The organism is Bradyrhizobium sp. SMVTL-02, assembly GCF_051853005.1.
GTDB lineage: Bacteria > Pseudomonadota > Alphaproteobacteria > Rhizobiales > Xanthobacteraceae > Bradyrhizobium.
Map to the genome: position 1 here is coordinate 1,980,297 of NZ_CP182469.1, position 25,829 is coordinate 2,006,125.

A 25,829-nucleotide genomic window follows, 5' to 3' on the forward strand; every position below is an offset into this window, starting at 1 on the left:
AGCCAGCCGTAGCGTCAGTTCGATGGTCGAATCTCGAAATCCGGCACGGCCGAGCCCTTGACGCTGACAAGCAGCGGCGTCGTCGATAACGCCGTCCAGGCGCCAGGCGCAGAACTCGGCGCTTGCTGACAGACATAGCCGATCTCGGCATTCGGTTCTGCATTTTTTAATCGAACCTCGAAGCGCTTCGACGAATCCTCCGACCACAACGCCAATTTCGTTTCCGATCCGCTCTCGCTGCGGATCTGCACGACACCGGGCGCCGGTGTGGTTCGCGTCGCCTTCAGGCTGCTGCGGATGAAGGCCCAGCTATCGCGAATGGAGCACACCGCGGGCTTCGGCGAATTGTCGAAATGATAGATGCCGAAATTGTCCTCGAGCTCGCCGCCCTTCGTACCGCTGTCCTTGAGCTCGTAGAGCCATATCCCCTTGAGCCAGGGACCTGCGGTCGACGCCCAGAGGATGATCTGCGCCATGTTGTCGGCGGACAGCTGCTCGTTGACGCCACATTTCGCGCTTGGTGTCGGCCATCCCGTCTCGGTCAGATAGATCGGATAGTCGGGCTTGCCGGTCGCCTGTGCGACGCGCCGATGAAGGTTTTCCAGCCGCTCGATCGCTTCGGTCGCGGTGCGTCCGACCGGCGGCAGGCAATGGTTGTAGATGTGGATCGACATGCCATCCGCGATGTGGGCCACGTCCGTCTTCAGAAGCGCGTCGGTGAATTTCCAGCCCGGATCATCGCCGAGCGCGCCGATCACGAAGGGCGCGGAAGGGACCGCCTGCTTGACGGCGGGCTGCACCAGGTGGGCAAGCGTCACGTAGTTTTCGACCGTGAATTGCGGCTCTGCGCGCGCCCGGAGATTGTACTCATTCCACAATTCGAAGATCGGCTGCCGCATGGCCACCGCCTGCGCGGCCGCCGCGGCATAGGTGACGAATCTCTGGCGCGCCTCGTCGGTCGTCGGCGGATCGGAGTTCGGGACGAGATGATGGCCGGCGCCGAGAATGAGCAGCGGCACGCCGCCGCTGGTCCTGATCTGGGTCTCGAGGCGGCCGTTCAGGGCATTGAAGCCGAGCCGCTTGCCGGGCAGTTCGAAGTCCGACCAGGGCAAGTCGTCGCGGAACGAGGTGACCCCGAGCTCCTTCATCTGCTTGATGGCAGTCGCGGGCACGTAGCCGCGAGCGCTGGTGACCCCGCCGAGGCCCTGATGTGTCCCGACGCCCAGCAGGAAGCGCTGATCGAGTGGTTGCGCATTCTGCGCGTTCGCAGGATAGACGAGGCCGGCCGCGGCGCAGAGCCCGCATATCAACGTCCGGAAACGACGCATCGCGCGTTTCCTCTTTTGCTCCGTCACGCTCGTATCCACTCCTGCTCGCGTCAACCCGACAAGGCTAGTCCTCTTCTGTGGCCCCAATTGGGAGAGGCGACCAGTCTGCGCGCTCGTCATTGAGCGCGCCGAGTTGGGCTATTTGGAGTTCACGACCACCGTGCTGATGTTGTCCGCGTTCACGCTCGCCGCGTTCAGCGGGTTCATGAGCTTGACGAATTCGGTCGACGGCGATTCCGCCACCGAGATCACGTCATGATCGCGCATCCTGAACGTATCCGCCTGGAACCAGCCGTCGGGCTTGCTCATGTCGAACTTGTAAACGGCAGGCACCGTCTTGGTCGGGAATTGCGACACGTCGACGCCGATCTTCTCCAGCAGCGGCTTCGGCTCGAACCGGTAGACGTAGATGGACTTGGAGTCTGCGCGGTTGCCGTCGAGGCCGCCGGCCTTCGCGATGGCTTCGGCCAGCGACATGTTGTCGTTCTCGAACGAGAAGCGGCGGTTGTTGGTGCCGCCGATCGATCCCGGCGACGGCGTCGAACCGAAGGCCATGTAGACGCGCGGAATGCGGGTCAGGAAGACGACGTCGCCCGGCGCCAGCAGGATGTCCTCGCCGGGATGGTGCACCACCGTCGACATCGACTCGTTGTAGGTGCGGCCCTCGCGCTTGATCGTGATCGTGCTCTCATAGGAGGGATATTTGGGGCCGCCGGCGCGCGCGATTGCGCCCATCAGGCGAATTCCGCCCGGGTCGACCGGGAAGCGCAGCGGCGAGTTGACCTCGCCGAGCACGCTGATCTGGTTGCCGCGCTGTTCGGCGACGCTGACGACGGCTTGCGGGTCGATGGCGCGGTCCTTGAGGCGCTCGCGGATGATGTTCGAAACGGCGCGCGGCGTCAGCCCGGCGACCTTGATCGATCCCGCATAGGGAATGTTGATGTTGCCGGACTGGTCGACCTGCTGCCGCGGAATGTCGACGAAATTGCCCGGCCTCACGCCCGCTTCGCGTGGAATGAACAGGCCGCCCGCCTGTGCCTCGTAGACGGTCACGGTGACGATGTCGCCAATGCCGATCGTGACGTCACGATAATTGCCACCCGGAAGGCGCGAGAACACCTTGCCGGAGGAGTCCGTGAACGCGTTGGTCGCCTGGAGGATCGCCGGATTGGCCGGCATCAGGGCATAGGCCAGCGGGGCTGATGGCTCGGTGACCAGCGCAGCATTTGTGTGCGTGGCAACGGCATCCGGAGCGTCCAAGGGAATGAAGCCGGCGCAACCCGCCAGGGATACGCTGATCGCAGCAACTGCCAGGACTCGGCTAATCCCGAAATGAAAAGAAAAACGTTCGGTCTTAGCCACCGCCATTCCCTCGTACTCGTCTAACTTCGGAAGCACCGTACAAATCCCGTGCTGTGGAGTCACTGCTACGTCTTCGACTCTATGGTAAAGCACCTATGGTTGTGACCTTATTGCCACTTGTGAACTGCGGTTCACGCGAGAATGGCCGTTCAAAATCTGTGCGACGGGTCTCTGTTTTATGAGCAGTTTGCAAACTGGTCATACACGTGTCGGACGGATGTCACGACTGAGGCTGTTGTCGAACTTGTTGGTCGCATGCCTGATGATGGTTCGTTTGCCCTCGTGATCGGTTGCCGGCGGAAATTTCCGCGGCGGGATTTCGCCTCCGTTAACGCTTGGATTCGGAAGCTGGCGGCACGCTTCCGTCCGTAACGCCTTCCTAATCCCGATCCGGCTAGTAGCACGCTCAAACAACAGGGAAGGCGAAGACAATGTTGCAGACCGGATCGCTGGTGTTCGCGGCAGGCTTTCTCACCTGCGCGATGATCGTTGCGTCTGCAATCGCCTGGTCGTTCTCCGACAACCGGGTGAGCGACGGCGAGTTCGCGCGGGAAGATGCCCGCCGGATGGCTTGATCGGACGGTCATCACGGCCGCAGATTGTTTGGAAGGTCGGACTGCAGCTTCGCCTGCTGCCCGGATTCGCTCCGGCGCATGTGCAGGATGTCGGCATAGACCTGACTGAGCGTCCGGTGCGTCTGCTCGATGTCGTAGAGCCGGGCGAAGCGCTCATAGCCGGCCCGGCCCACCGCAAGCAGGTCCATTCGGGTTGCGCGTTGAAAACCTTCGACCAGCTTTTCGGCCGAGACCTCGTCGCAGAGCACGCCCGTCGCATTGTCTTCCACGATTTCCGGCAGGGCGCCGATGCGGAACGCGATGATCGGTTTGGCGGCACGCATTGCCTCGATCGCAACCAGCCCAAATGCCTCCCAGCGTGACGGAATTGCGACCATGTCGGCCTGGTCGAGCTCGGCCTCGATCTGGTTGCGATTCATCCAGCCCAGAAATGTCACGTTGGCCGGCAGGTCGCTGCGGCGGAATTTGCTGATGACCGAAGCGCCGATCAGTCGTACGTCGAGCGTATTTCCGAGCGCACGCGCCGCCTCGATCAAAAGGTCATACCCCTTCTGGCGGTCGAGCCGTCCGATGAAGAGGACCTTGATCTTCTCCGACCGCCACGGCGCTGCGCTCTGGTCGAGCACGGGACGCTGCCTGGAAATCCCGTTGTGCACAAGAACGAGGCGATTCGCCGCGATTCCGAGCTGTGTGGCGTCGGTCCGCTCGCTCTCCGAGATGCACACGATGCGATCGGTGAATTTGGACAGCACGAGTTCGGTGAACCTCGTGACCTCGCGGCTGAGGCGGCCGGTCTCGCGGCCGAACGCCCATCCGTGCGGGCAATAGACGATCCGCGAACGCCGATAGGTCAGCCAGAGCACCGGGCGCACCACGAGCCCGGCGAACGAGGAGTGGAGATGGATGATGTCGGGCCGCAGCTGCCGCACCGCGCGCATCGTCGCGAACAGCATGCGAAACAGGCCGAGCGCGTTGCGGCCCTCGCGCGGAAACGTGGTGACGGCATCGTCCTCGATGTTCACCAGATCGCCGCGATGGTCGGACGGAACGACATAATTGACGTTGCCGCGGCCGAAGCTGGCGCATTGATGCGGATGCAACTCGTTGAGATAGGTCGCGATGCCGCCTCTGACCGTCTCGGCGACATGCAGTATTTTCAGGCCGCTGGACAACGGTCATTCCTTCCTTGACTTGCAGGCGCCCGATCTTGCGGAAACGCATCTAGCGCCGCCAAGCAGCAATATTTGGGCCGCCTCATTGTACGAGGCGCCCCGGTGCGGTTTGCGGAGCCGGTTTGGCGAGAAATTCGAGCATTGCTGCGGCCGACTTGGCCCAGGAATAAGTTGCAAGACGCTTTCGCTGCCTCTCCTGTTCCGCAGGTGAAATCCTGCCGAGTTGAATTCTTTCGTGCATCCGCGCCGACAACCCGTCCGCATCGAGCGGATCGAAATAGACGGCGGCATCGTCGCAGGTCTCGCGCACCGCCGCGGCGGAACTCGCAATCACCGGGCAGGCGAAGTACATCGCTTCCAGGGGAGGGATGCCGAAGCCCTCGTAAAGGCTCGGAAAAACGAACGCTGCTGCCCGGGCGAACAGCGCCGCGATTTCCTCGTCCTTGAGGCGGCCGGCGACCACGATCCCGCTTCGCGTCTCGGTGGTACCGCCGCCAAAAACCTTGCTGTTGTCGCCGCCGACCACGACCAGCGGAAAATCGGCGCGGCCGAGACGCTCGGCCGCGCGAACGGCGGTGTCGACATTCTTGTTCTTCGTCATGGAGCCGACGAACAGGAAGAACTGGTGGGGCGCAAGACGCAGTCGATCGACGATCGAGAAATCCGGTGCGACGGTTGCGAAGTGCTCCGCGCTGTTCGGGATGACCGGGATCGAGGCGGGATCCAGCGACAGCACGTCGGCAAGTTCGTTGCGCGAAAAAGCCGAAACTGTTGCGATCGTTGCGGCCCGGGCCAGCAAATGGTCGAGCGTCCGATGCAAGGCGAGGTAGCGCCAGCTGAAGAAGTCCGGCCGTCTGAAAACCTGCGCGTCGTGGATCACGACCAGATGGTCGCGATGGAGCACCGGGCCGGAATTGGCGAGGCTGATCAGGCGCGTGCCGGCGGCTGCGCGCGCGAGGTCGATCTGGTCCCACGCGTGGCCGTGCAATGATCCGACCTGCTTGATCTTGATGCGGCGAAGACCGGAAAGCGACTGCGCATTTGGTGGCGCGAGAATCTGCCACTCTGCGTCCAAAAGTCGTCGTGGAGCCTCTCCGCTCGCGAGCAAGCGGTCCATCGCCTTGACGATTTCGGCGGCGTAGCGCTGCACGCCCGTAAGCGATTGTGACAGGAACCTGCCGTTGATGGAAAGTTTCAAAGCCGATCTTTTCTTGGTGGGGGACTTGTTCTTGGTGAGCGTCTGGCGCGAGCGTTGCCTCAAGTCTTTCGCGCCGAAGAGGCGATCCATGACGTGTAGCACAGTCGGCGCTATCGTCCGAGCATCTTCGCGAGGCCGATAGCATGCGGCGATGCATGGCGCCATCATGTTTCCTACACATTTCGATGCGCTTACATGGACGCCTGATGTGATGAGTGTCGCAATCGTCCAAACCTTGCCTCTCGTGTCCTGGTCTGGCATTGCATGCGCGGAATCAACGAGGTGACGACTTTGCGGCCAGTGATCGTGACCGGTGCTGCCGGCTTTATCGGGATGCATGTTTGTGAACGGCTGTTGGGGCGCGGCGAGCAAGTCGTTGGCATCGATGCTGTCACACCGTATTACGATCCGGCGCTGAAGCGTGCGCGTCTTGCAACGCTCGAGAACCGTCCTGGTTTCAAATTTGACGAGATCGATCTTGCTGATTTCGCCGCAGTGACGCGCGTGTTCGACGAGGTCTCGCCCGACCGCGTCGTGCATCTGGCGGCGCAGCCCGGCGTGCGTGCGTCGATCGACGATCCCATCACCAGCATCCGCGCCAATTGCGACGGCTTCGTCACCGTGCTCGAGGCCGGCCGGCGCCATGGCCTCGAGCATCTCGTCTACGCCTCGTCGAGCTCCGTCTACGGCGCCAACCGCACCTTGCCGTATTCGACCGAGCATTCGGTGAACCATCCCGTCAGCCTCTACGCCGCGAGCAAGAAGGCGAACGAGCTGATGGCGCACACCTTCGCGCATGTTCACAAGCTGCCGGTCACCGGCCTTCGCTTCTTCACGGTCTATGGTCCGTGGGGCCGGCCCGACATGGCCGCCTGGCTGTTCACGCGCGCGATCTTCGCCAATGAGCCGATCAAGATCTTCAATAATGGCGACATGTGGCGCGACTTCACCTATGTCGACGATATCGTCGAAGGCGTGATCCGCACGCTCGATCGGCCTGCGGTGCCGAATCCCGCGTGGAACGCCGAGCGGCCCGAAAATTCCTCGAGCTATGCGCCGTATCGCGTCTACAACATCGGCAACAACCGCTCGGTCAATCTGATCGAGTTCGTCGAGACGCTGGAGAAGATCATCGGCAAGCCCGCGATCCCCCAGTTGCTGCCGATGCAGGCCGGGGACGTGCTGGAGACGCGCGCCGATATTTCAGCCCTCCAGCGTGACGTCGGTTTCTCGCCGTCGACGTCGATTGCGGACGGGCTAGGCCGTTTCGTCGAATGGTACCGCAAGTATCACGGCCTCTGATTCCGCGATCGGCGGCTCCTTGCGTGCCGCCCGGGGATGCCCATTCTTGCAGTGGTTCGTTCAACGATGCAACCTGCCCTAATGTTGTGCGTGCGGCCTGATAGAAAAATGGTCTAGGGTGTTCAGTGGAACATCCGTCTTTCAACGGAAAGAGTTTTTCATGCGAATCGCGATGATCGGGACGGGCTATGTGGGACTGGTGTCCGGAGCCTGCTTTGCGGATTTCGGTCACGACGTCACGTGCGTCGACAAGGACGAGCGGAAGATCGCGGCCCTGCACCGCGGCGAGATCCCGATCTACGAGCCCGGCCTCGACGAGCTGGTTGCAACCAACGTCAAGGCCAAGCGGCTCGACTTCACCACTGACCTGTCGAAGCCGGTTGCGGATGCCGATGCGGTGTTCATCGCGGTCGGCACGCCCTCGCGCCGCGGCGACGGCCACGCCGATCTGTCCTACGTCTACGCCGCCGCGAAGGAGATCGCGCAGTCGCTTCAAGGCTTCACCGTGGTCGTGACCAAGTCGACCGTGCCGGTCGGCACCGGCGACGAGGTCGAGCGCATCATCCGCGAGACCAATCCGAAGGCGGACGTCGTGGTCGCCTCCAACCCCGAATTCCTGCGCGAGGGCGCGGCGATCCGCGACTTCAAGTTCCCCGACCGCGTCGTGGTCGGCACCTCCGACGAGCGCGGCCGCAAGGTGATGGGCGACATCTATCGCCCGCTGTCGCTGAACCAGGCGCCGCTGATGTTCACCGCGCGTCGCACCGCGGAGATGATCAAATACGCCGCCAACGCGTTCCTCGCGACCAAGATCACCTTCATCAACGAGATCGCCGATCTCTCGGAAAAGGTCGGCGCCAACGTGCAGGAGGTCGCGCGCGGCATTGGCCTCGACAACCGCATCGGCACCAAGTTCCTGCATGCCGGTCCCGGCTTCGGCGGCTCGTGCTTCCCGAAGGATACCAAGGCGCTGATCAAGATCGCGCAGGACTACGACGTGAATCTGCGCATCGTCGAATCCGTGCTGGCGGTCAACGAGAACCGCAAGCGCGCGATGGCGCGCAAAGTGAGCCAGGCGCTCGGCGGGAGCTTGCGCGGCAAGACCATCGCCGTGCTCGGCCTCACCTTCAAGCCCGATACCGACGACATGCGCGATGCGCCCTCGATCCCGCTGGTGACGGGCCTGCTCGACATGGGCGCGAAGGTCAAGGCCTTCGATCCCGTCGGCATGGAGCAGGCGAAGGGTGAGCTGCCCAACATCACCTATTGCGAAGACGCCTATTCCTGCGCGCAAGGCGCCGACGCCCTGGTCATCGTCACCGAATGGGTGCAGTTCCGCGCGCTCGATCTCGACCGGCTGAAGGCAACCATGGCGCAGCCCGTCGTCGTCGACCTCCGCAACATCTACCGCCCCGAAGACATGGCGGCCGCCGGCTTCACCTACGAGAGCGTCGGGCGCTCGTCGCAGGCTTAGCCGTCGACCTGCATGGTTCGGACGCCCGCTTTGGCGGGCTCCTCACCATGAGGGTTGAATATCTCGCCCCACCTGACCTCATCCTGAGGGCCCGCCATGGGCGGGCGTCTCGAAGGATGGAGACGGGCCAAACTCCAATGCGATATGATCCGGTCGCATCAGGCCGCTGCGCATTGGCCCGTCAGCCTCGCTGCCGCCAGGGAGATTGTCATGACTGACGACACGCATACGATCCGCAGCAGCGGGCTGACTGCGACCATCAAGGCGCAAGGCGCCGAAATGTGCTCGTTGAGGAGCGATGCCGGCGTTGAATTCGTCTGGCAGGCCGAACCGGTCTGGCCGCGCCATGCGCCGCTGCTGTTTCCGATCGTCGGTCGTCTCGCCAATGACGAATTGCGGCACAAGGGCAAGACGTACCGGATGACCCAGCACGGCTTTGCGCGCGACAGCCGCTTCCAATGGGCGCAGCGCGGCGAGAGCCGCTGCGTGCTGGTGCTCGAAGACAACGAGACGACGCGGGCGCTCTATCCGTTCGCGTTCCGCCTGACGGCCATCTACACGATCGACGAGACCGGTCTCGATCTCTCGCTTACGGTTGCGAACACGGGCGAGGAAACGTTGCCGGCGTCGCTTGGGGGCCATCCCGCCTTCAACTGGCCGCTTCGGCCCGGCGTGCCCAAGGAAGGCTATGCGCTGACCTTCCCGAAGGCAGAGTCGTCTCCGATCCATCGTCTCGACGGCGGCTTGCTGCGTGAGGCAGCGGAGCCAACTCCCGTCAGAGGCACGGTGCTGCCTCTGTCCGACTCCCTGTTCGTCGACGACGCCATCATCTTCGACCGGATCGAGAGCACCGCGGTTCGGTTTGCCGCAGGCGAGGGCGCACCGAGCGCGCCCTGGCTCGAGATGTCATGGCAGGGTTTTCGCGAACTCGGTGTCTGGTCGAAACCGTCAGGCGCACCGTTCCTCTGCATCGAGCCCTGGCGTGGCCATGCCAGTCCCGCGGGCTTCGACGGCGAGTTCAGCGACAAGCCCGGCCTGATGCATATCGCGCCTGGCGCGGAAGAGCGCTTGTCGTTCCGGATCGAGGTGGCATCGGACTGAGATCGACGGTCCCTCAGACCTCGATCCGCGTCAGGTCCTCGCCGAGAACCACCGGACCTGAATAATCTTGTCGCAGATGCCGCCGGTGGCGCGATCGGCGATGAAGGACAGTGCGACGATGGCGGCAAGGATCGCACCGCATCGTTCGGACCACGCCGGAAGGATGATGTGCCGGATGAGAAGTGTGGGGTAGTTCATACTTAATGCGGCGAGACCGTGACTAATATGGTTCGGGCAGCACAATACGCCTAGTATTGGTCAGACAATTTCGGGGGCTCGAACCAGCTGTGAATGTTCGTTCACATGACAGTGCGCTGCGCGATGGCGCGACTTTTCAGGCCGGGTCGCACGCGCACAGGACATCCAACATCGTGGCTGATCCAGCACGTCAGGAAGGACGTCCTGCGGGCCGCGAGCGGCTGATCGTGGTCGAAGACGATCACGTGACGCGGACCATGCTGGTCGGCTATTTCAGCGACAACAATTTCGACGTTGTCGGCGCCGGCTCCGTTGCTGAGTGCCGCCAGGCGCTGCGCTCGCGCACCGATCTCGTCTTCCTGGACGTGCAGCTGCCCGACGGCAACGGCTTCGAGCTCGCCAAGGAAATCCAGGCGTCCAGCAACGCGGGCATCATCTTCGTGACCCGCCGCGACACGGACGTGGATCGCATCCTCGGTCTCGAGATCGCCGGCGACCATTACGTCACCAAGCCGATCAATTTGCGCGACCTGCTCGCGCGCACGCGCAGCGTGCTGCGGCGGCGCTCGATCGACTGCAAGGCGGCGCGCAACCACAATTGCATCGCCTTCGGCGACTGGATCATCGACCTCACGCGGCGCGAGCTGCTCGGCGCCGACGGCAAGCCGGTGGCGCTGACGCGCGCCGAATTCGACCTGCTCGCCGCGCTGGTCGGCGCCGACGGCCGGCCGCTCAGCCGCGACTATCTGATCGAGGTCGTCAGCAACCGCCAGGTCGAGGTCGACATCCGCACCGTCGATGCGCTGGTGGCGCGGCTGCGCCGCAAGCTCGTTGGCAGCGGCACGCCGGTCATCGCGACCGTCACCGGCGTCGGCTACAAGCTCGCGGTCAGCGAACGGCTCTAGCGCTATCGCGCGCGTGCGCTCTGGTCCGCCGGTGGCTTCTGCGCAGGACCGGTCAGGCGGTCGTCGACCGCATAGAGCGTGCAGGTCGTCGAGCATTTCAGGCAGGCGGCGAGCGAATCGCGCTGGGCCTCGTCAGTGGTGGCCCGTCCCGAGCGCCAGCCGTAGCCGCCGTTCGGCGACACCGCAAACGCCTTGTGCGGCAGCGTGCTGGCGAGATAGCGCGCGAACTCGGCGCGGGCGGCCTCGTTGAGCTGGGCCGGCGGCGGCAGCGGATCTGGCGCGCTCAGGATGTCGTGGTTCAGCCCGCGCTCGCGCAGGAACGCGTCCACATACGGCGTCCATTGCGGACGGCCGGCCACGGAATAGAGATAGTGTCCATCGTCGCCATAAGCCGGCGCTGCGACGAATTTTGCGGCGCCGCCATTGCCGCGAAACCCGTCATAGAGCCGGCGCGCCAGATCAGGACCGAAGAAGTTGTCGTTGGCCGCATAGACCCACAGCATCGGTACCCGCGAGGTCTTGCCGAAGGTGGCGAAGGCCTGCACCAGCCCATCCTCGTTGCAGACGTCGTCGTCGTCGCGCGAGCCGCGGCCGCCCGCAAAACTGATCGCAGCGACGAGGCCGGGTGGCGCCTGCGCCGTGAGCGCGACCGTTGCGAGCCCGCCGGCGGAATGGCCGGCCGCGATCATGCTTGACGTCGTGACGTCGCTCCGACGTGCCATCGCATCGATCGCCGCGCGCAAGTCCGCGACCGCAACCGCCGCGGCCGGTAGATAGGCGGCATTGGCGCAGCTGCCGACGCTGTCGACGCGGCCGCCGGGCGAGGTGCCATAGCCGCGCCGCATCACGATCAAAGCGGCGAAGCCGCGCCGGGCATATTCCAGCGCGATGCCGTAATATTTGTGCGCCGACATGGTCGCGCGATCCTCGAACTTGCGCGGCGAGCCGTGGCTGAGCAGCGCCAGCGGATAGCGCTTCGTCCCCGCTGGCCGCACCAGGAACGCCTCCAGGCCCTGCGGTCCCGCCTCCGCCATCGGGATGCGAAGGTCCTCGGTATAGAATTCCGCAGCCCGCGCCGGTGCGCTCGCCACGACGAGGCCGGCAATCAGCAGAAGCAGCATGCGCGAAGGGGTCATGGGACGATTCGGAAGGCGACGATGGCGGCGAGCATAGCATGATCCCGTCGCCCGGATGAGCAAGGCGACATCCGGGCGGCTGGTCCGGCATGTCGCTTCGCTCATGCGGGCTACAGCACCTCCGCCGACCAAGGAACGCCCGCCCCCTCGCGCGTGTTGTGCATTTGGCGGACACCGTCCGGGTGCTATGGTGTCGCGCACCCACGACAAGACGAGGATCATTCAGTGGCTGATGTTCATCCCGCGGCGGGCAAGCAGGTCTCGCCGGACGCGCTCACCAACATTCCACGGCTTGTGACGGCCTATTTTGCGGACAAGCCCGATGTTGCGGATCCGGCGCAGCGGGTCGCGTTCGGCACCTCCGGCCATCGCGGCACCTCGTTCAAGAACACGTTCAACGAGGGCCACATCCTCGCGACGACGCAGGCGATCTGCGACGACCGGAAGGAAAAGGGGCTGACCGGCCCGCTCTTTATCGGCATCGACACCCATGCGCTGGCCGAGCCGGCGCTGGTCAGCGCCGTCGAGGTGTTCGCCGCCAACGGCGTCGACATCATGATCGACAAGGATGGCGGTTACACGCCGACGCCCGTGATCTCGCACGCGATCCTCACCTACAACAAGGGCCGTACCTCCGGTCTCGCCGACGGCGTCGTCGTCACGCCCTCGCACAACCCGCCGGAGGACGGGGGCTACAAATACAATCCGCCGCATGGCGGCCCCGCCGACACCGACGTGACCGGCGTGGTCGAGAAGCGCGCCAACGCCTATCTCGCCGACGGCCTCAAGGGCGTGAAGCGCCTCGACTACGCCAAGGCCCGCAAGGCCGCGAACGTGCATGCTTACGACTTCATCACGCCCTACGTCGCCGATCTCGGCAGTGTCGTCGACCTCGACCTCGTCAAATCCGCCGGCATCAAGATCGGCATCGATCCGCTCGGCGGCGCCGCCGTGCATTACTGGCATCCGATCATCGACCGCTACGGCCTCAACGCCACCGTCGTCAACGAGGCGATCGACCCGACCTTCCGCTTCATGACCGTGGACTGGGACGGCAAGATCCGCATGGACTGCTCCTCGCCCTACGCGATGGCGAGCCTGATCGGCATGCGCGACCGCTTCGATGTCGCCTTCGCCAACGACACCGACGCCGATCGGCACGGCATCGTCACGCGCACCGGCGGCCTGATGAATCCGAACCACTATCTGGCGACCGCGATCTCCTATCTGTTCGCGCACCGTCCGGACTGGGGCAAGGATGCTGCGATCGGCAAGACCGTGGTGTCGAGCTCGATCATCGACCGCGTCGCCAAGAAGCTCGGCCGCAAGCTGGTGGAGACGCCGGTCGGCTTCAAATGGTTCGTCGACGGCCTGGTCGGCGGCGGCTTCGGCTTCGGCGGCGAGGAGAGTGCGGGGGCCTCGTTCCTGCGCCGCGGCGGCACGGTGTGGACCACCGACAAGGACGGCATCATCCTCGGCCTGCTCGCCGCCGAGATCATGGCGAAGACCGGCCGCGATCCCAGCCAGCTGTTCAATGACCTCACCGCCGAGCTCGGCGTGCCGCACTATGCGCGCATCGATGTCGCCGCCAGCACGCCGCAGAAGAACATCCTCAAATCCGTCACGCCCGAGCAGCTCGGCCTGAAGGATCTCGCCGGCGATCCGGTTCGCGCGACGCTGAGCAAGGCGCCCGGCAACGGCCAGCCGTTCGGCGGCATCAAGGTCGAGACCGATTTCGGCTGGTTCGCCGCGCGGCCGTCGGGGACGGAGGACGTCTACAAGATCTATGCGGAAAGCTTCCGCAGCACCGAGCACCTGAAGCGGATTCAGGAAGAGGCGCAGGCGGGGCTGTCGAAGGTGTTCGCTGCGGAAGGGCCCTGAGGCCGGTGCTGCTTTCACGCCTCTCCAAGGCAGGAGGCGCCGTATTCCCCGGTGTCATCGCCCGCGCAGGGCGGGCGATCCTGTACTCCGCGGCGGAAGTCGAGTGAACCCAATGTCCGCCGCGGCGTACTGGATTCCCCGCTTTCGCGGGAAGGACAGTGGAGATCGTGGTGTATACAGTGCACTAAAAATAGGTATCATAATACAGCAAATTTGGCCTTGAACGTTTCTGTCTCCCAGCTATTGTATACATAACGCATACATAAGCCGCGGGAGCGAGACCAATGACAAAACCCTTCCCCATGAACGCCTGGTACGCCGCCGCCTGGGATGCGGAGGTGAAGCCGGCGCTGCTGCCGCGCACGATCTGCGGCAAGCACATCGTGATGTACCGCAAGGCGGACGGCTCGGTGGCCGCGCTGGAGGACGCCTGCTGGCACCGGCTGGTGCCGCTGTCCAAGGGCCGGCTCGAGGGCGACACCGTCGTCTGCGGCTATCACGGCCTGAAATACAACGCGCAGGGCCGCTGCACCTTCATGCCCTCTCAGGAGACCATCAACCCGTCGGCCTGCGTGCGCGCCTATCCCGTGGTCGAGCGCCACCGCTACGTCTGGCTCTGGATGGGCGATCCCGCGCTCGCCGATCCCGCGCTCGTGCCTGACATGCACTGGAATCACGATCCGGCCTGGGCCGGCGACGGCAAGACCATCCACGTCAATTGCGACTACCGCCTCGTGCTCGACAATCTCATGGATCTCACCCACGAGACCTTCGTGCACGGCTCCTCCATCGGTAACGACGCGGTGGCCGAAGCGCCGTTCGACGTCACCCATGGCGAGAAGACGGTGACGGTGACGCGCTGGATGCGCGGCATCGAGGCGCCGCCGTTCTGGGCCAAGCAGCTCGGCAAGCCCGGCCTCGTCGATCGCTGGCAGATCATCCGCTTCGAAGCGCCGTGCACCATCGCGATCGACGTCGGCGTGGCGCCGACAGGCACCGGCGCGCCGGAAGGCGACCGCTCGCAGGGCGTCAACGGTTTCGTCCTCAACACCATCACGCCGGAGACCGAGAAGACCTGCCATTACTTCTGGGCCTTCGTGCGCAACTACCAGATCGGCGAGCAGCGCATCACCACCGAGGTCCGCGAGGGCGTCTCCGGCATCTTCCGCGAAGACGAGATGATACTGGAAGCGCAGCAGCGCGCCATGGACGAGAACCCCGATCGCGTCTTCTACAACCTCAACATCGACGCCGGCGCGATGTGGTCGCGCAAGCTGATCGAGAAGATGGTGGCGAAGGAAAATCCGCCGCCGCGCCTTCAGGCCGCGGAGTAGGGGCAAATGAAAGCAGCGCCCGAGCGTGAGGTCGACCGCTCCATCTCGCAGACCGTGAAGGCGCAGCTGGCGTTGCGCGACCAGATCCTGTCGGGCTCCTTGCGCCCCGGCGAGCGCATCTCCGAGCTGCAGGCGGTGGAGACCACCGGCGCCTCGCGCACACCGGTGCGCATGGCCTTGGTGCGGCTCGAGGAGGAAGGCCTCCTGGAGGGGATCCCCTCCGGCGGCTTCATGGTGAAGGCGTTCTCCGAGCGCGACATCTCCGATTCCATCGAGCTGCGCGGCACGCTGGAGGGCCTCGCTGCGCGCTTCGCCGCCGAGCGCGGCGTCTCCGCGCGCGAGCTCGAGCCGCTCAAGGAATGTCTTGCCGCGATCGACGAATTGCTGCGTCAGGTGCCGATCTCGATCGAAGCCTTCTCGTCCTATGTCACGCTGAACGCGCGCTTCCATGCGGTGCTCACGGAACTGTCGCGCAGCCCGCCGCTGATCCGGCAGATCGACCGCGCCTCCGCACTGCCGTTCGCATCCCCGAGCGGGTTCGTGATGGCGCAGTCGGCGCTCCCCGAGGCGCAGCAGATCCTGATCATCGGGCAGGAGCACCACCGCGTCGTCATCGACGCCATCGAGAACCGCGAGGGCGCACGCGCCGAAGCCATCATGCGCGAGCATGCGCGGCTGGCGGTTCGCAACTTGAGGCTTGCGCTGCGCAACCGGACCCATCTCGACCTGTTGCCGGCGCTCGCGCTGATCAAGACCGCAACCGACTGAGGCAGTCACCATGCGCTTCATCGAAACCTGGACTCCGGCGACGCTCGTCTCGATGCGCGATCTCGCCCCCGGCATCCGCGAATTCCTGATCCGCCCCGATCAGTTCGATGGTGCGGCCTATCCGGTCGGCAGCCACATCAATGTCAGCGTGACCATTGACGGCCAGCCGGAGACGCGGTCCTATTCGCTCGTCGGCGAGGCCTCGTCGCGGGGCCTACGAATTGCGGTGCGCCGCGCCGATGATTCCCGCGGCGGCTCGCGCTACATGTGGTCCTTGCAACCAGGTGCGCGGCTCGACATCACCCAGCCCGCCTCGCTGCTCGCGGTAGACTGGGCGCGCGAAAACTATTGCCTGATCGCCGGCGGCATCGGCATCACCCCGATCCTCGGGGCCGCACAGGCGCTGGCCCGCCGCGGCGCAAACGTCACGCTGCATTATGCCGTGCGCTCGCGCAATGAGGCCGCCTATCTCGACGATCTCGACGCGATGCTCGGCGACCGCCTGGTCGTTCATGCCAGCGATGAAAACAGGCGCCTCGACCTCGACGCGCTGTTTGCTTCGCTTCCGCAAGGCGCGCTGGCGGTGTTCTGCGGCCCGATGCGGATGTTGGATGCCGCCCGTCACGCCTGGATCGGCGCCGGCCATCCGCTGGCCGATCTCCGCTACGAGACCTTCGGCTCCAGCGGCACGCTGCCGACCGAAAGTTTTCGCGTGCGCCTGAAGGGCACCGACGTCGAGCTCGAGATCCCGCGCGAGCGCTCGATGCTGGACGTGCTCAACGCCAGCGGCCACGACGTGATGTACGATTGCAAGCGCGGCGAATGCGGCCTCTGCGCCATCGACGTGGTCGCGGTCGACGGCGAGATCGACCATCGCGACGTCTTCTTCAGCGATCATCAGAAGCAAAGCAACCGGAAGATCTGCGCCTGCGTCTCTCGCGCGCGGGGCACAATCACGGTGGACACGCTGCTGCGGGCGGATGCGGTTTGATCGGGCCTGAGGCGGAGCCCGTTGAGAGAAATGGACGGCCGGTGAGGGCTCTCTCCTCTGGGGGATTGCCCCCGTTGCGGAGAGACCCTCTCCCGCAACCGGGAGAGGGAGCCCACCGTCCTCGTGGTCGGCACTCAGGCCCTACGCCGCGTAGATCGCCCGGTACTTCTTCGTATTCAGCAGCGCCAGCACGCGATCGGCCGACACCGGCCGGCTGATCAGATAACCCTGCACCTCGTCGCAGCTGATCTGGCGCAAATATTCGAGCTGGTCGACGGTCTCGACGCCTTCGGCGACCACGGCGATGTTGAGATCCCGCGCCAGCGAGATCACCGACTTCACGATGGCGGCGCAGTCCGGCTGCACCAGCATGTCGCGGATGAAGGACTGGTCGACCTTGATGCGGCTGAACGGCAGCTTGCGCAGGTAGGTCAGCGACGAGAAGCCGGTGCCGAAATCGTCCAGCGCGACGGTGACGCCGAGTTGCAGCAGCGCGTTCAGGATCGAGGCGGCCGAGCCGTATTTCGACAGCAGCATCGATTCCGTGATCTCGATCTCGAACCGGTTGGGCGAGACCTTCGCATCGGCGAGGGCCCGCACGATGGTCTGGAGGATGGTCGTGTTGTGAAACTGTGCCGCGGAGAAATTCACGGCGACCCTGATGTCCTCGGGCCAGTCCGAAAGCGTCGCGCAGGCGCGCCGGATCACCCATTCGCCGATCTCGTGGATCAGGCCGGTCTCCTCGGCAATGGCGATGAACTCGCTCGGCGGCACCAGCCCGCGCGAGGGATGCTGCCAGCGCAGCAGCGCCTCGAAGCCGGTGATGCTGTTGCTGCCGAGATCGAGGAACGGCTGAAACACCAGGAACAGCTCGTCCCGCGCGATGGCGCCTTCCAGATCCCTTTGCAGCGCCTTGCGGTCGCGGGACAGTCTTTCGTCGGCCTGCTCGAAGAAGCAGACGGTGCCCGGTCCCGCCTTCTTGGCGCGGTAGAGCGCAGCGTCGGCGTTCTTCATGATGTCGAGTGCCATGTTGCCGTCGCGAGGTGCCAGCACGATGCCGACGCTGGTGGCGCCCACGATCTGGCGGCCGTCGATCTGGAACGGTTCGTCGAAGGCCGCGACGAAGCGCTCGGCGATCTCCAGCGCATCCTCGGGCCGTGCCAGATTGGCCATCACCAGCGCGAACTCGTCGCCGCCGATGCGAGCGACATGCTCGGCCGCGCGGGTGCAGCGCTGCAGGCGGCCTGCGACCTGCACCAGGAATTCGTCGCCGGCGGGGTGGCCCAATTTGTCGTTGACCTCCTTGAAGCGATCGAGATCGAGCAGCAGCACCGCGAACTCCTCACCGGACAGTGCGAGGCGCTTCAGTGCGGCATCGAGCGTCTCGTTGAAGGCGAAGCGGTTGGGCAGCTGCGTCAGCGGGTCCTGCCGCACCGTGCGCTCCGCCTCGATCTGCCGCATCACGCGCCGTGCGAACGAGAACGAATTGACGAACACGCCGCGCAGCAGCACGCTGCCATAGACCACGACGAGGAAGGCAATCAGCAGGAAGGCGGGGTCGCCGTTCCTGCTGAGGCAGATGGCGATGCCGACGAAGATCGGGGCCGTGAAGGCGATGGCCGCGATCGGGATCGTGGCGAAGGCGAGTGCGCCGCCGGCCAGCATTCCCGAGCACAGGCAGGTGATGACGAGCTGGCCGCCGGTCGAAGCGTTGGCGAAGAAGGCGACCGGGACGATGCCCCAGGCAGCCCCGAGCAGAAAGGCGTTGCGCACCAGCCGATGCATGGTGCGCTGCGAGACGAACTGCGGCTTGGTGATGCGCCGGGCGCCGTGGGATTGCAGGCCGAATGCGATCGCGGCGACGGCGACCGTGCCCGCCCAGATCAGCGCGAATGTCCGGTCCGGCGAGGTCCACAGCGCGATGGCCAGCACGATGGCATTGCAGGCGTTGGCCAGCATGATGCCGACCGAATAGCCCAGCACCAGCGACATCTGTTCGGCGCGGATGTGGCCCGCCACGGCTTCGTCCGCTGCGGGACCGCCGAACGCCGACAGATCGCCGGCGAACAGCCGCGCGAAATAGCTGGTCATTTGAGTCCGCATTTCAGAGCCTAGCAGCACGGCTGTTTGTCCGGCTTGTTTCCGGAGAATTCGTCGCAAACCTTTGACGAACTATGAATTATCCACGCTGGCGGGGGTGCTCGTGACCACTTCTGCGTGTTCAAAGCAAGGTATCGATAACAAATCGATACAAATGCGGCGCTCCCCGTTACGGATGTAACGCAAGGAACATGTTCGCCGCCAATTCCGCGGTCATGCTGGGCGATGATGACACCGGTCCCGCCGTGCTTGGCTGGGAACGCTGGTGCGAGATCGGACGCGCAGCATTTCGGTGGCAAGATGCCGCGTGCGCTTTCCGCGGCGATGGAGGCCGGCCTGATCGCGCGGCAGCCGGTCGAGCCGCTGGCGCGGCTTTTGCTCGGCGCGGTGACGGAGGCCGCGGTCGCCTGCGCCGGCCGCCCGGATATCGCAAGGGCCGGCGCGGAATATGCCCGTGCGTTCAGGTCGCTGGTCGAGGCGCTGCGCGTCAAGCCATGATTGTGCTAGTGACGAAGCGGAAACGCCCTCACCAACAAGAAGAACAGTAGCGCATGAACGCAAATTCCTCCCTCACGCCGTCAGATCCCGAATTCGACTACATCATCGTCGGCGCCGGCTCCGCCGGCTGCGTGCTCGCCAACCGCCTGTCTGCGAGCGGCAAGCACAGCGTGCTCCTGCTCGAGGCGGGCCCGAGGGATTCCAACATCTGGATCCACGTCCCGCTCGGCTACGGCAAGCTGTTCAAGGAGAAGTCCGTCAACTGGATGTACCAGACCGAGCCGGAGCCCGAGCTGAAGGGGCGCCAGGTGTTCCAGCCGCGCGGCAAGACACTGGGCGGCTCGAGCTCGATCAACGGCCTGCTCTATGTCCGCGGCCAGCACGAGGACTACGACCGTTGGCGCCAGCTCGGCAACACCGGCTGGGGTTACGACGACGTGCTGCCTTACTTCAAGAAGGCCGAGAACCAGGCGCGCGGTGCGGATCAGTATCATGGCACGGGCGGTCCGCTGCCGGTCTCCAACATGATCGTGACCGATCCGCTGTCGAAAGCCTTCATCGACGCCGCGGTCGAGACCGGCCTGCCCTACAATCCCGACTTCAACGGCGCCACGCAGGAAGGCGTCGGCCTCTTCCAGACCACGACGCGCAATGGCCGCCGCGCCTCGACCTCGGTCGCCTATCTCGGCCCGGCGAAGAAACGGGGCAATCTCAAGATCGAGACCGAGGCGCTCGGCCAGCGCGTGCTGTTCGAGGGTCGTCGCGCCGCCGGCATCGAGTATCGGCAAGGCGCAACCGTGCGCCGCGCGCGGGCGCGGAGGGAGGTCGTGCTGTCGAGTGGCGCCTACAACTCGCCGCAGCTCCTGCAGCTCTCCGGCGTCGGTCCCGGCGATCTCCTGCGCAAGCACGGCATCGACGTGGTGCTCGATGCGCAAGGTGTCGGCCACGACCTCCAGGACCACATGCAGGTTCGCATCGTGATGCGCTGCTCGCAGAAGATCACCCTGAACGATACCATCAATCATCCGCTCCGCCGTACCATGGCCGGCGCACGCTATGCACTGTTCCGCAAGGGCTGGCTGACGATTGCGGCCGGTACCGCGGGTGCATTCTTCAAGACCAGCCCGCGGCTCGCTTCGCCCGACATCCAGGTCCACTTCCTGCCGTTCTCGACCGACAAGATGGGCGAGAAGCTGCACGATTTCTCCGGCTTCACGGCCTCGATCTGCCAGCTTCGTCCCGAAAGCCGCGGCTCCCTGCGCATCAAGAGCGCCGACCCGACCGTGCCGCCGGAGATCCGCATCAACTACATGTCGACCGAGACCGACCGCACCACCAACGTCGAGGGCATCAAGATCCTGCGCAGGATATTGAATGCACCGGCGCTCAAGCCGTACGTGGTCAGCGAGTATGATCCCGGGGCGAAGGTATCCACGGATGCCGAGATCCTGGATTATTGCCGCGAGCGCGGCAGCACCATCTATCATCCGACCTCGACCTGTCGTATGGGCAGCGACGCGCTCGCGGTGGTGGACCAGCGGCTGAAGGTGAGGGGGCTCGAAGGCCTCCGCGTCGTCGACGGCTCGATCATGCCGGACCTCGTCTCGGGGAACACCAACGCGCCGATCATCATGATCGCCGAAAAGGCCTCCGACATGATATTGGAGGATGTACGGTAACTACGCCGCTCGAGAGGGTTTGGACTTGGCTACGCGACTGAAGATCGGCACCCGCAAGAGCGCGATGGCGCTGGCACAGACGGAAGAGATCGCGCGCCGCCTGACCGCCGCCGTGCCGGATCTGGACGTCGAGATCGTCAAGTTCGACACCACCGGTGATCTCGACCAGACCAGCAAGCTCTTGCCGCATGGCGGCAAGGGCGGTGCCTTCGTGGCGCAGATTCGCGCCGCCGTGCTCTCGGGCGAACTGCAGGCGGCGATGCATTCGCTGAAGGACATGCCGGGCAACGAGGACACGCCCGGCCTCGTCATCGGCGCCACGCTGTCGCGCGATCCGCCGGGCGACGCGCTGGTGCTGCGCGATGGCGTGACGCTGGAGGCGCTGCGCCAGTCCCGCGGCAAGGGTTTCAAGATCGGCACCAATGCGGTGCGCCGGGCCGCCTATGCGCGGCGCCTGTTTCCCGATGTCGAAGTGATCCATTTCCGTGGGGCCGCTGACACCCGCGTGCGAAAACTCGACAATGGCGAGAAGCAGCGCCTGCCTGATGGCGGCGCGGTGGGCCCGGCGGATGCGTTGATCATGGCGCGCTCGGGCCTCGACCGCGTCGGTCTGGCTGATCGCATCGCCTACGAATTCACCGCGGCGGAGATGCTGCCGGCGGCCGGGCAGGGCATCGTTGCCGTCGAATGCGCGGCGCAGGACTGGCAGACGCGAAAAATCCTGTCATCGATCGACGATCCCGCCGCGCACGCCTCAGCCGATGCCGAGCGCGAGGTGCTATGGGTGCTCAACGGTCACTGCAATTCGCCGGTGGCGGGTTTCTCGACCATATCAGGCGATGAGATGTCCCTCACCGCATCCGTGCTCGATCTCTCCGGCAACACCATCATCGAAGCCTCGCGCGCGGGCCCGGCCAACCGCCCGCGCGAGCTCGGCCGTGCAGTGGGTTTCGATCTGCTGGCGAAGGGCGCGGCGGAGATCATCGAGCGCAGCCGCCCGCGCTGAGGCGCTTTCCACCATCGCCGTCGTCATTGCGAGCGCAGCGAAGCAATCCAGACTGCCAACCGCGGAAAGATTCTGGATTGCTTGTGCGCCAGGCAAGCTGGCGTGGTCCAACCGGTGGAAGTCCGGTCCGGGTAAGCGGTAGCGAGCGCCCGGTAGTGAGTGTTGCGTGGCCGTCGGCAACGGCGGCTGCGAAGCGTACACAACGATGCTGTGGGGTGGGCTATTGAGCCGCGAAAGACAGAAACTCGCAGAGGCCGAGCCGGTAAGCAACGTCGAAGGCAACATGTGCGGCGCCGTTATGCGAGGCGCTGACGCTCTGCCGTGGTCGAAGACCCCATCACGCAGCAAAGGACCGCGTCGGAACCTGGGAGGTCCCGCATCTGACCGATGGCAACATGCCCCCAAGGTCCGCATCGGGAAGGCGAGGAGCCAAAGCCGATGACGAACGGATGCGGGAAGTCGGAGGCGGCCGTAGTAGCGTCGAAGCCTGCGAACGAAGCGGAGCGATCCGCGGAGGAGTTGGTGGAGCGAAGGGCCGCGACCAAGGGGAATGCGGACCAGCAAAGCACGCCCCGGACGCCGAGCCGGACAAGCGTGACACAGGCGTTGGAACGCATACGGCGAACTGCAAGGGAAAGGAAGAAGGAGAGGTTCACTGCGCTGCTTCACCACATCACGCCTGAACTGCTCGAGGCGGAGTTCTTCGCGCTGAAGAAGCATGCCGCGCCGGGTGTGGACGGAATGATGTGGCGGGACTACGAGCAAGACCTCAAGGCCAATCTTGAGGACCTGCATGCTCGTGTTCACCGGGGAGCGTACCGGCCGCAGCCGTCGCGGCGGGTCCATATCCCGAAGCAGGATGGGCGGCAGCGACCGCTGGCGATTGCGTCCCTCGAGGACAAGATCGTTCAGCGGGCAACCGCTACGGTGCTCAACGCGATCTACGAGGAGGACTTCCTCGGGTTCTCGTATGGGTTCCGGCCCGGGCGCAGCGCGCACGATGCGATGGATGCGCTGCTGGTCGGAATCGAGAGCCGGCGGGTGAACTTCATTGTTGACGCCGATATCCGCTCGTTCTTCGACATGGTGGACCAGGAATGGCTCATCCGCTTCGTCGAACATCGGACCGGCGACCAGCGTATCATCCGTCTGATCCGCAAATGGCTCAAGGCGGGTGTTCTCGAAGAAGGAACGGTCAGGGTCAGCGAACAGGGGACGGCACAAGGGGCGGTGATCTCGCCGCTGCTTGCCAACATCTACCTGCACTATGCCCTCGATCTGTGGGCCGAACGCTTCAGACGGCGCGAGGCCGCGGGTGACATGATCATCGTGCGCTACGCTGACGACTTCATCGTCGGCTTCGAGCATGAGAATGAGGCCCGGCACTTCCTCGAAGAATTGCGCAAACGGCTGCAGGAGTTCGCGCTGTCACTGCACCCTGAGAAAACCCGGCTGATCGAGTTCGGACGTCATGCGGAGGACAACCGCAGGCGGCGCGGGCTCGGCAAGCCGGAGACCTTCAACTTCCTCGGCTTCACCTTCATCTGCAGCCGATCCAAGCAAGGCAAGTTCCAGATCAGGCGCAAGTCTCGCAAAGACCGCATGCGGGCGAAACTGCAAGCCGTGAAGCAGGGAATGCGACGGCGTATGCACCAGTCGGTGCTCGAACAGGGCAAATGGCTGCGGCAGGTCGTTACCGGGTACTTCAACTACCACGCGGTACCGACCAACAGCCGAGCGCTCAGCGCCTTCCGCTACTTCGTCACCGAACAATGGAGGCGGATGCTTCGGCGCCGCAGCCAGACTGACGGGACCACGTGGCAGCGGGTCGCGCGGCTTGCCTCCGACTTGCTCCCCAAGCCACAAATCCTCCATCCTTGGCCCCGAACACGCTTCACCGCTACTCACCCGAGGTGGGAGCCGTATGCGGGAAAGCCGCACGTACGGATCTGTGCGGGGGGCGCCCAGCAATGAGCGTCCCTACCGCGACCGCTGCGCTCGCAATGACGGGTGTGGTGAGGAGCCGTCGTCTAACCCGCTTCAGCGAAGCAGGTAGCACCCTGGCCTTTCGCAAGACGGCCAGCGGCGCGATGATGCCATCCTGCTCCTGTTTTGCCCGACGTGTCAAACCTCGGCGCGATCGGGTGCGATGACCGGCTCGTCCGATTTCAGCGCATGCCAAGTCGTTGATCGGGCGTGGTCGCTCTACTGTGCATGGGGTTGTTTTCGCACTTCTTGTTTGCTGGCTTTCTTTTTCCTCAACTCATGGTTCGAGACGCGCCGGCGCGGCGCTCCTCACCATGAGGAGTTGCGCAGACCGCGAACACCGGCCTCATCCTGAGGAGACCGCTGGAAGCGGTCGTCTCGAAGGACGGCCGCAAACCGAGATGCCGATCGCTAGCCCCGCACCCGCCTGATCATCTGCTCGACATGGGCGATCGGCGTCTCCGGTTGGATGCCGTGACCGAGATTGAAGATGAACCTTCCGGCAGAGAAATTGGCCAGCACGTCGTCGACCGCGCGGTCGAGCGCGGCGCCGCCGGTGATCAGCACCAGCGGGTCCAGATTGCCCTGCACGGTGACCCTGCTTTGCACGCGCTCGCGGATGAAGGCCGGCTCCGCGGTCCAGTCGATGCTGACGCCATTGACGCCGGTCGCCTCGACGTAGCCAGGCAATTGCGCGGCAGCTCCGCGTGGAAAGCCGATGATCTTGGCGTCCGGCACCTTCGCGCGCACGCCCTCCACGATGCGCCGCGTCGGCTCGACCGACCATCGCACGAATTCGGTCGGCGGCAGCACGCCGGCCCAGGTGTCGAAGATCTGCAAGGCATCGGCGCCGGCGGCGAGCTGCGCCAGTAGATACTCGATCGAGCTGTCGACCAGCACGTCGATGATCTTGGAAAACGCCTCGGGATGCCGGTAGGCCATCATCCGGGCGGGTGCCTGGTCCGGCGTGCCTTGGCCTGCGACCACGTAGGTCGCCACCGTCCACGGCGCGCCGCAGAAGCCGATCAGCGCGGTCTTGGGATCGAGTGCGCCGCGCACGATCTTCAGCGCCTCGAACACCGGTTGAAGCTTGCCGAGATCGGCGTGCGGCGCCAGCGTTGCGACCTTCGCCGGATCATCCAGCGGCTCGAGCCGTGGACCTTCACCGACCTCGAAGCGCACCGAGCGGCCGAGCGCATAGGGGATCACGAGAATGTCGGAGAAGATGATCGCCGCGTCGAAGCCGAACCTCCGGATCGGCTGCAGCGTGACTTCGGCTGCAAGGTCCGGGTCGAAGCAGAGATCGAGGAAGCCGCCGGCCTTGGCGCGCACCTCGCGATATTCCGGCAGGTAGCGGCCGGCCTGTCGCATCATCCAGATGGGCGGGACGGGCTGGCGCTGGCCGGAGAGCACGTCGATGAAGGGCTTTTTTGCAGGCTGGGGCACGAATGGTCCTGAACGAGGTTATGGCTCCTGATACAACGCCCCGGCGCTCAGCGGAACAGGGGAACCAGCGCAATCGGGTCGCGTTGACCAGCCAAAGGAGGAGATCATGGCCGAGAGATTCAATCCCGCCCCGCACGACAAGCATGCCGACGATCTGCGCGAGGCGCTTGCCGCGGATCGTCACGCCAAGCTCGATACCGGCCTGAAAGACACCTTCCCCGCCTCCGATCCCGTGAGCGCGGCCCAGCCGACGCCGTCGAAGGCCGATGCGGAGGCAGATGCGCCTTCGCTCTGGGACAAGGTTAAGGCGATCTTCAGCTAGGCGTGGGACGCCGGATTCCGATCGGCTTGCTAAGGTCTTGTTAGCGATGCGCTGATCCCGTCGTCCG

Annotated in this window: 21 protein-coding genes and 1 pseudogene; 14 read left to right on the forward strand and 8 right to left on the reverse strand. The window is 64.7% G+C overall.

Annotated elements, in window-relative coordinates; all coding sequences use genetic code 11:
* Positions 1-14: 14 nt before the first annotated feature.
* Both ACNJYB_RS09235 and ACNJYB_RS09240 read right to left on the reverse strand, forming a co-directional pair.
* Positions 15-1,328 (reverse strand): hypothetical protein, encoded by a 1,314-nt coding sequence (locus ACNJYB_RS09235; RefSeq protein WP_439373657.1) that lies wholly within the window; start codon positions 1,326-1,328, stop codon positions 15-17.
* Between the two features lie 138 nt (positions 1,329-1,466).
* On the reverse strand, positions 1,467-2,696 hold the full coding sequence (locus ACNJYB_RS09240; RefSeq protein WP_439373658.1) for a polysaccharide biosynthesis/export family protein: 1,230 nt from the start codon (positions 2,694-2,696) through the stop codon (positions 1,467-1,469).
* Positions 2,697-3,121: 425 nt separating this feature from the next.
* Here ACNJYB_RS09240 and ACNJYB_RS09245 point away from each other — a divergent pair, with 425 nt between their 5' ends.
* On the forward strand, positions 3,122-3,265 hold the full coding sequence (locus ACNJYB_RS09245) for a hypothetical protein (RefSeq protein ID WP_439373659.1): 144 nt from the start codon (positions 3,122-3,124) through the stop codon (positions 3,263-3,265).
* An 11-nt stretch (positions 3,266-3,276) separates the two neighbouring features.
* Here ACNJYB_RS09245 and ACNJYB_RS09250 read toward each other — a convergent pair whose 3' ends face one another.
* Positions 3,277-4,437: a glycosyltransferase gene (locus tag ACNJYB_RS09250; RefSeq protein ID WP_439373660.1), complete on the reverse strand. Its 1,161-nt coding sequence runs from the start codon at positions 4,435-4,437 to the stop codon at positions 3,277-3,279.
* Between the two features lie 82 nt (positions 4,438-4,519).
* On the reverse strand, positions 4,520-5,974 hold the full coding sequence (locus ACNJYB_RS09255) for a glycosyltransferase family 4 protein (protein ID WP_439375513.1): 1,455 nt from the start codon (positions 5,972-5,974) through the stop codon (positions 4,520-4,522).
* Between ACNJYB_RS09255 and ACNJYB_RS09260 the strand changes: the two genes are divergently transcribed.
* The 3 genes from ACNJYB_RS09260 (at position 5,927) to ACNJYB_RS09270 (ending at position 9,512) form a co-directional block, all read left to right on the forward strand.
* The gene (locus tag ACNJYB_RS09260; protein WP_439373661.1) at positions 5,927-6,937 is read left to right on the forward strand and encodes an NAD-dependent epimerase/dehydratase family protein; all 1,011 of its coding nucleotides are present in this window, start codon (positions 5,927-5,929) and stop codon (positions 6,935-6,937) included. The two genes, ACNJYB_RS09255 and ACNJYB_RS09260, sit on opposite strands and share 48 nt — an antisense overlap.
* Before the next feature lie 160 nt (positions 6,938-7,097).
* Positions 7,098-8,411 carry a UDP-glucose dehydrogenase family protein gene (locus tag ACNJYB_RS09265; RefSeq protein WP_439373662.1) on the forward strand — a complete coding sequence of 438 codons (1,314 nt, stop codon included), beginning with the start codon at positions 7,098-7,100 and terminating at the stop codon, positions 8,409-8,411.
* Positions 8,412-8,621: 210 nt separating this feature from the next.
* The gene (locus tag ACNJYB_RS09270; RefSeq protein ID WP_439373663.1) at positions 8,622-9,512 is read left to right on the forward strand and encodes an aldose 1-epimerase family protein; all 891 of its coding nucleotides are present in this window, start codon (positions 8,622-8,624) and stop codon (positions 9,510-9,512) included.
* Between the two features lie 30 nt (positions 9,513-9,542).
* Here ACNJYB_RS09270 and ACNJYB_RS09275 read toward each other — a convergent pair whose 3' ends face one another.
* Positions 9,543-9,710 (reverse strand): hypothetical protein, encoded by a 168-nt coding sequence (locus ACNJYB_RS09275; RefSeq protein ID WP_439373664.1) that lies wholly within the window; start codon positions 9,708-9,710, stop codon positions 9,543-9,545.
* A gap of 89 nt (positions 9,711-9,799) precedes the next feature.
* Here ACNJYB_RS09275 and ACNJYB_RS09280 point away from each other — a divergent pair, with 89 nt between their 5' ends.
* Positions 9,800-10,615: a winged helix-turn-helix domain-containing protein gene (locus ACNJYB_RS09280; RefSeq protein WP_439373665.1), complete on the forward strand. Its 816-nt coding sequence runs from the start codon at positions 9,800-9,802 to the stop codon at positions 10,613-10,615.
* 2 nt (positions 10,616-10,617) lie between these two features.
* On the opposite strand, the gene ACNJYB_RS09285 is transcribed toward ACNJYB_RS09280, so the two are convergent.
* Positions 10,618-11,751, reverse strand: coding sequence for an alpha/beta hydrolase family protein (locus ACNJYB_RS09285; RefSeq protein WP_439373666.1), 1,134 nt, complete (start codon positions 11,749-11,751; stop codon positions 10,618-10,620).
* A gap of 225 nt (positions 11,752-11,976) precedes the next feature.
* On the opposite strand from ACNJYB_RS09285, the gene pgm reads away from it, so the two are divergent.
* The 4 genes from pgm to ACNJYB_RS09305 all read left to right on the forward strand — a co-directional run bounded on the left by pgm (position 11,977) and on the right by ACNJYB_RS09305 (position 16,725).
* Entirely contained in the window at positions 11,977-13,632 is a 1,656-nt protein-coding gene (pgm, locus tag ACNJYB_RS09290) for a phosphoglucomutase (alpha-D-glucose-1,6-bisphosphate-dependent) (protein ID WP_439373667.1), read from the forward strand.
* A gap of 284 nt (positions 13,633-13,916) precedes the next feature.
* The gene (locus ACNJYB_RS09295; protein WP_439373668.1) at positions 13,917-14,966 is read left to right on the forward strand and encodes an aromatic ring-hydroxylating dioxygenase subunit alpha; all 1,050 of its coding nucleotides are present in this window, start codon (positions 13,917-13,919) and stop codon (positions 14,964-14,966) included.
* Positions 14,967-14,972: 6 nt separating this feature from the next.
* The gene (locus ACNJYB_RS09300; protein WP_439373669.1) at positions 14,973-15,734 is read left to right on the forward strand and encodes a GntR family transcriptional regulator; all 762 of its coding nucleotides are present in this window, start codon (positions 14,973-14,975) and stop codon (positions 15,732-15,734) included.
* Positions 15,735-15,744: 10 nt separating this feature from the next.
* On the forward strand, positions 15,745-16,725 hold the full coding sequence (locus ACNJYB_RS09305) for a PDR/VanB family oxidoreductase (RefSeq protein ID WP_439373670.1): 981 nt from the start codon (positions 15,745-15,747) through the stop codon (positions 16,723-16,725).
* 141 nt (positions 16,726-16,866) lie between these two features.
* Here the strand turns inward: ACNJYB_RS09305 and ACNJYB_RS09310 are convergent, their stop codons facing one another.
* Positions 16,867-18,828 (reverse strand): putative bifunctional diguanylate cyclase/phosphodiesterase, encoded by a 1,962-nt coding sequence (locus ACNJYB_RS09310; RefSeq protein WP_439373671.1) that lies wholly within the window; start codon positions 18,826-18,828, stop codon positions 16,867-16,869.
* 233 nt (positions 18,829-19,061) lie between these two features.
* On the opposite strand from ACNJYB_RS09310, the pseudogene ACNJYB_RS09315 reads away from it, so the two are divergent.
* From ACNJYB_RS09315 to ltrA, 4 genes and pseudogenes are all read left to right on the forward strand, one after another.
* Positions 19,062-19,323, forward strand: a pseudogene (locus ACNJYB_RS09315) (TetR/AcrR family transcriptional regulator); the annotation flags it as partial.
* 53 nt (positions 19,324-19,376) lie between these two features.
* Positions 19,377-21,002 carry a GMC family oxidoreductase gene (locus ACNJYB_RS09320; protein WP_439373672.1) on the forward strand — a complete coding sequence of 542 codons (1,626 nt, stop codon included), beginning with the start codon at positions 19,377-19,379 and terminating at the stop codon, positions 21,000-21,002.
* 25 nt (positions 21,003-21,027) lie between these two features.
* Positions 21,028-22,008, forward strand: a complete 981-nt coding sequence (gene hemC, locus ACNJYB_RS09325; RefSeq protein WP_439373673.1) for a hydroxymethylbilane synthase — start codon at positions 21,028-21,030, stop codon at positions 22,006-22,008.
* 594 nt (positions 22,009-22,602) lie between these two features.
* Positions 22,603-23,982 carry a group II intron reverse transcriptase/maturase gene (gene ltrA, locus ACNJYB_RS09330; RefSeq protein ID WP_439371053.1) on the forward strand — a complete coding sequence of 460 codons (1,380 nt, stop codon included), beginning with the start codon at positions 22,603-22,605 and terminating at the stop codon, positions 23,980-23,982.
* Positions 23,983-24,405: 423 nt separating this feature from the next.
* Here the strand turns inward: ltrA and hemE are convergent, their stop codons facing one another.
* A complete protein-coding gene (gene hemE, locus ACNJYB_RS09335) occupies positions 24,406-25,440 on the reverse strand; it encodes a uroporphyrinogen decarboxylase (RefSeq protein WP_439373674.1) in 1,035 nt (344 codons plus the stop codon).
* A gap of 106 nt (positions 25,441-25,546) precedes the next feature.
* On the opposite strand from hemE, the gene ACNJYB_RS09340 reads away from it, so the two are divergent.
* Complete coding sequence (locus ACNJYB_RS09340) at positions 25,547-25,762, forward strand: hypothetical protein (RefSeq protein WP_439373675.1); 216 nt, start codon at positions 25,547-25,549, stop codon at positions 25,760-25,762.
* The last annotated feature ends 67 nt before the right edge of the window (positions 25,763-25,829 follow it).

Bases quoted from the DNA above. Each gene is read 5' to 3' on its own strand.
- ACNJYB_RS09235 (WP_439373657.1), bottom strand. From the start codon at position 1,328: ATGCGTCGTTTCCGGACGTTGATATGCGGGCTCTGCGCCGCGGCCGGC.
- ACNJYB_RS09240 (WP_439373658.1), bottom strand. From the start codon at position 2,696: ATGGCGGTGGCTAAGACCGAACGTTTTTCTTTTCATTTCGGGATTAGC.
- ACNJYB_RS09245 (WP_439373659.1), top strand. From the start codon at position 3,122: ATGTTGCAGACCGGATCGCTGGTGTTCGCGGCAGGCTTTCTCACCTGC.
- ACNJYB_RS09255 (WP_439375513.1), bottom strand. From the start codon at position 5,974: ATGCATCCCGATAAAGCCGGCAGCACCGGTCACGATCACTGGCCGCAA.
- ACNJYB_RS09265 (WP_439373662.1), top strand. From the start codon at position 7,098: ATGCGAATCGCGATGATCGGGACGGGCTATGTGGGACTGGTGTCCGGA.
- ACNJYB_RS09270 (WP_439373663.1), top strand. From the start codon at position 8,622: ATGACTGACGACACGCATACGATCCGCAGCAGCGGGCTGACTGCGACC.
- ACNJYB_RS09275 (WP_439373664.1), bottom strand. From the start codon at position 9,710: ATGAACTACCCCACACTTCTCATCCGGCACATCATCCTTCCGGCGTGG.
- ACNJYB_RS09285 (WP_439373666.1), bottom strand. From the start codon at position 11,751: ATGACCCCTTCGCGCATGCTGCTTCTGCTGATTGCCGGCCTCGTCGTG.
- ACNJYB_RS09295 (WP_439373668.1), top strand. From the start codon at position 13,917: ATGACAAAACCCTTCCCCATGAACGCCTGGTACGCCGCCGCCTGGGAT.
- ACNJYB_RS09300 (WP_439373669.1), top strand. From the start codon at position 14,973: ATGAAAGCAGCGCCCGAGCGTGAGGTCGACCGCTCCATCTCGCAGACC.
- ACNJYB_RS09305 (WP_439373670.1), top strand. From the start codon at position 15,745: ATGCGCTTCATCGAAACCTGGACTCCGGCGACGCTCGTCTCGATGCGC.
- ACNJYB_RS09310 (WP_439373671.1), bottom strand. From the start codon at position 18,828: ATGCGGACTCAAATGACCAGCTATTTCGCGCGGCTGTTCGCCGGCGAT.
- ACNJYB_RS09320 (WP_439373672.1), top strand. From the start codon at position 19,377: ATGAACGCAAATTCCTCCCTCACGCCGTCAGATCCCGAATTCGACTAC.
- ACNJYB_RS09340 (WP_439373675.1), top strand. From the start codon at position 25,547: ATGGCCGAGAGATTCAATCCCGCCCCGCACGACAAGCATGCCGACGAT.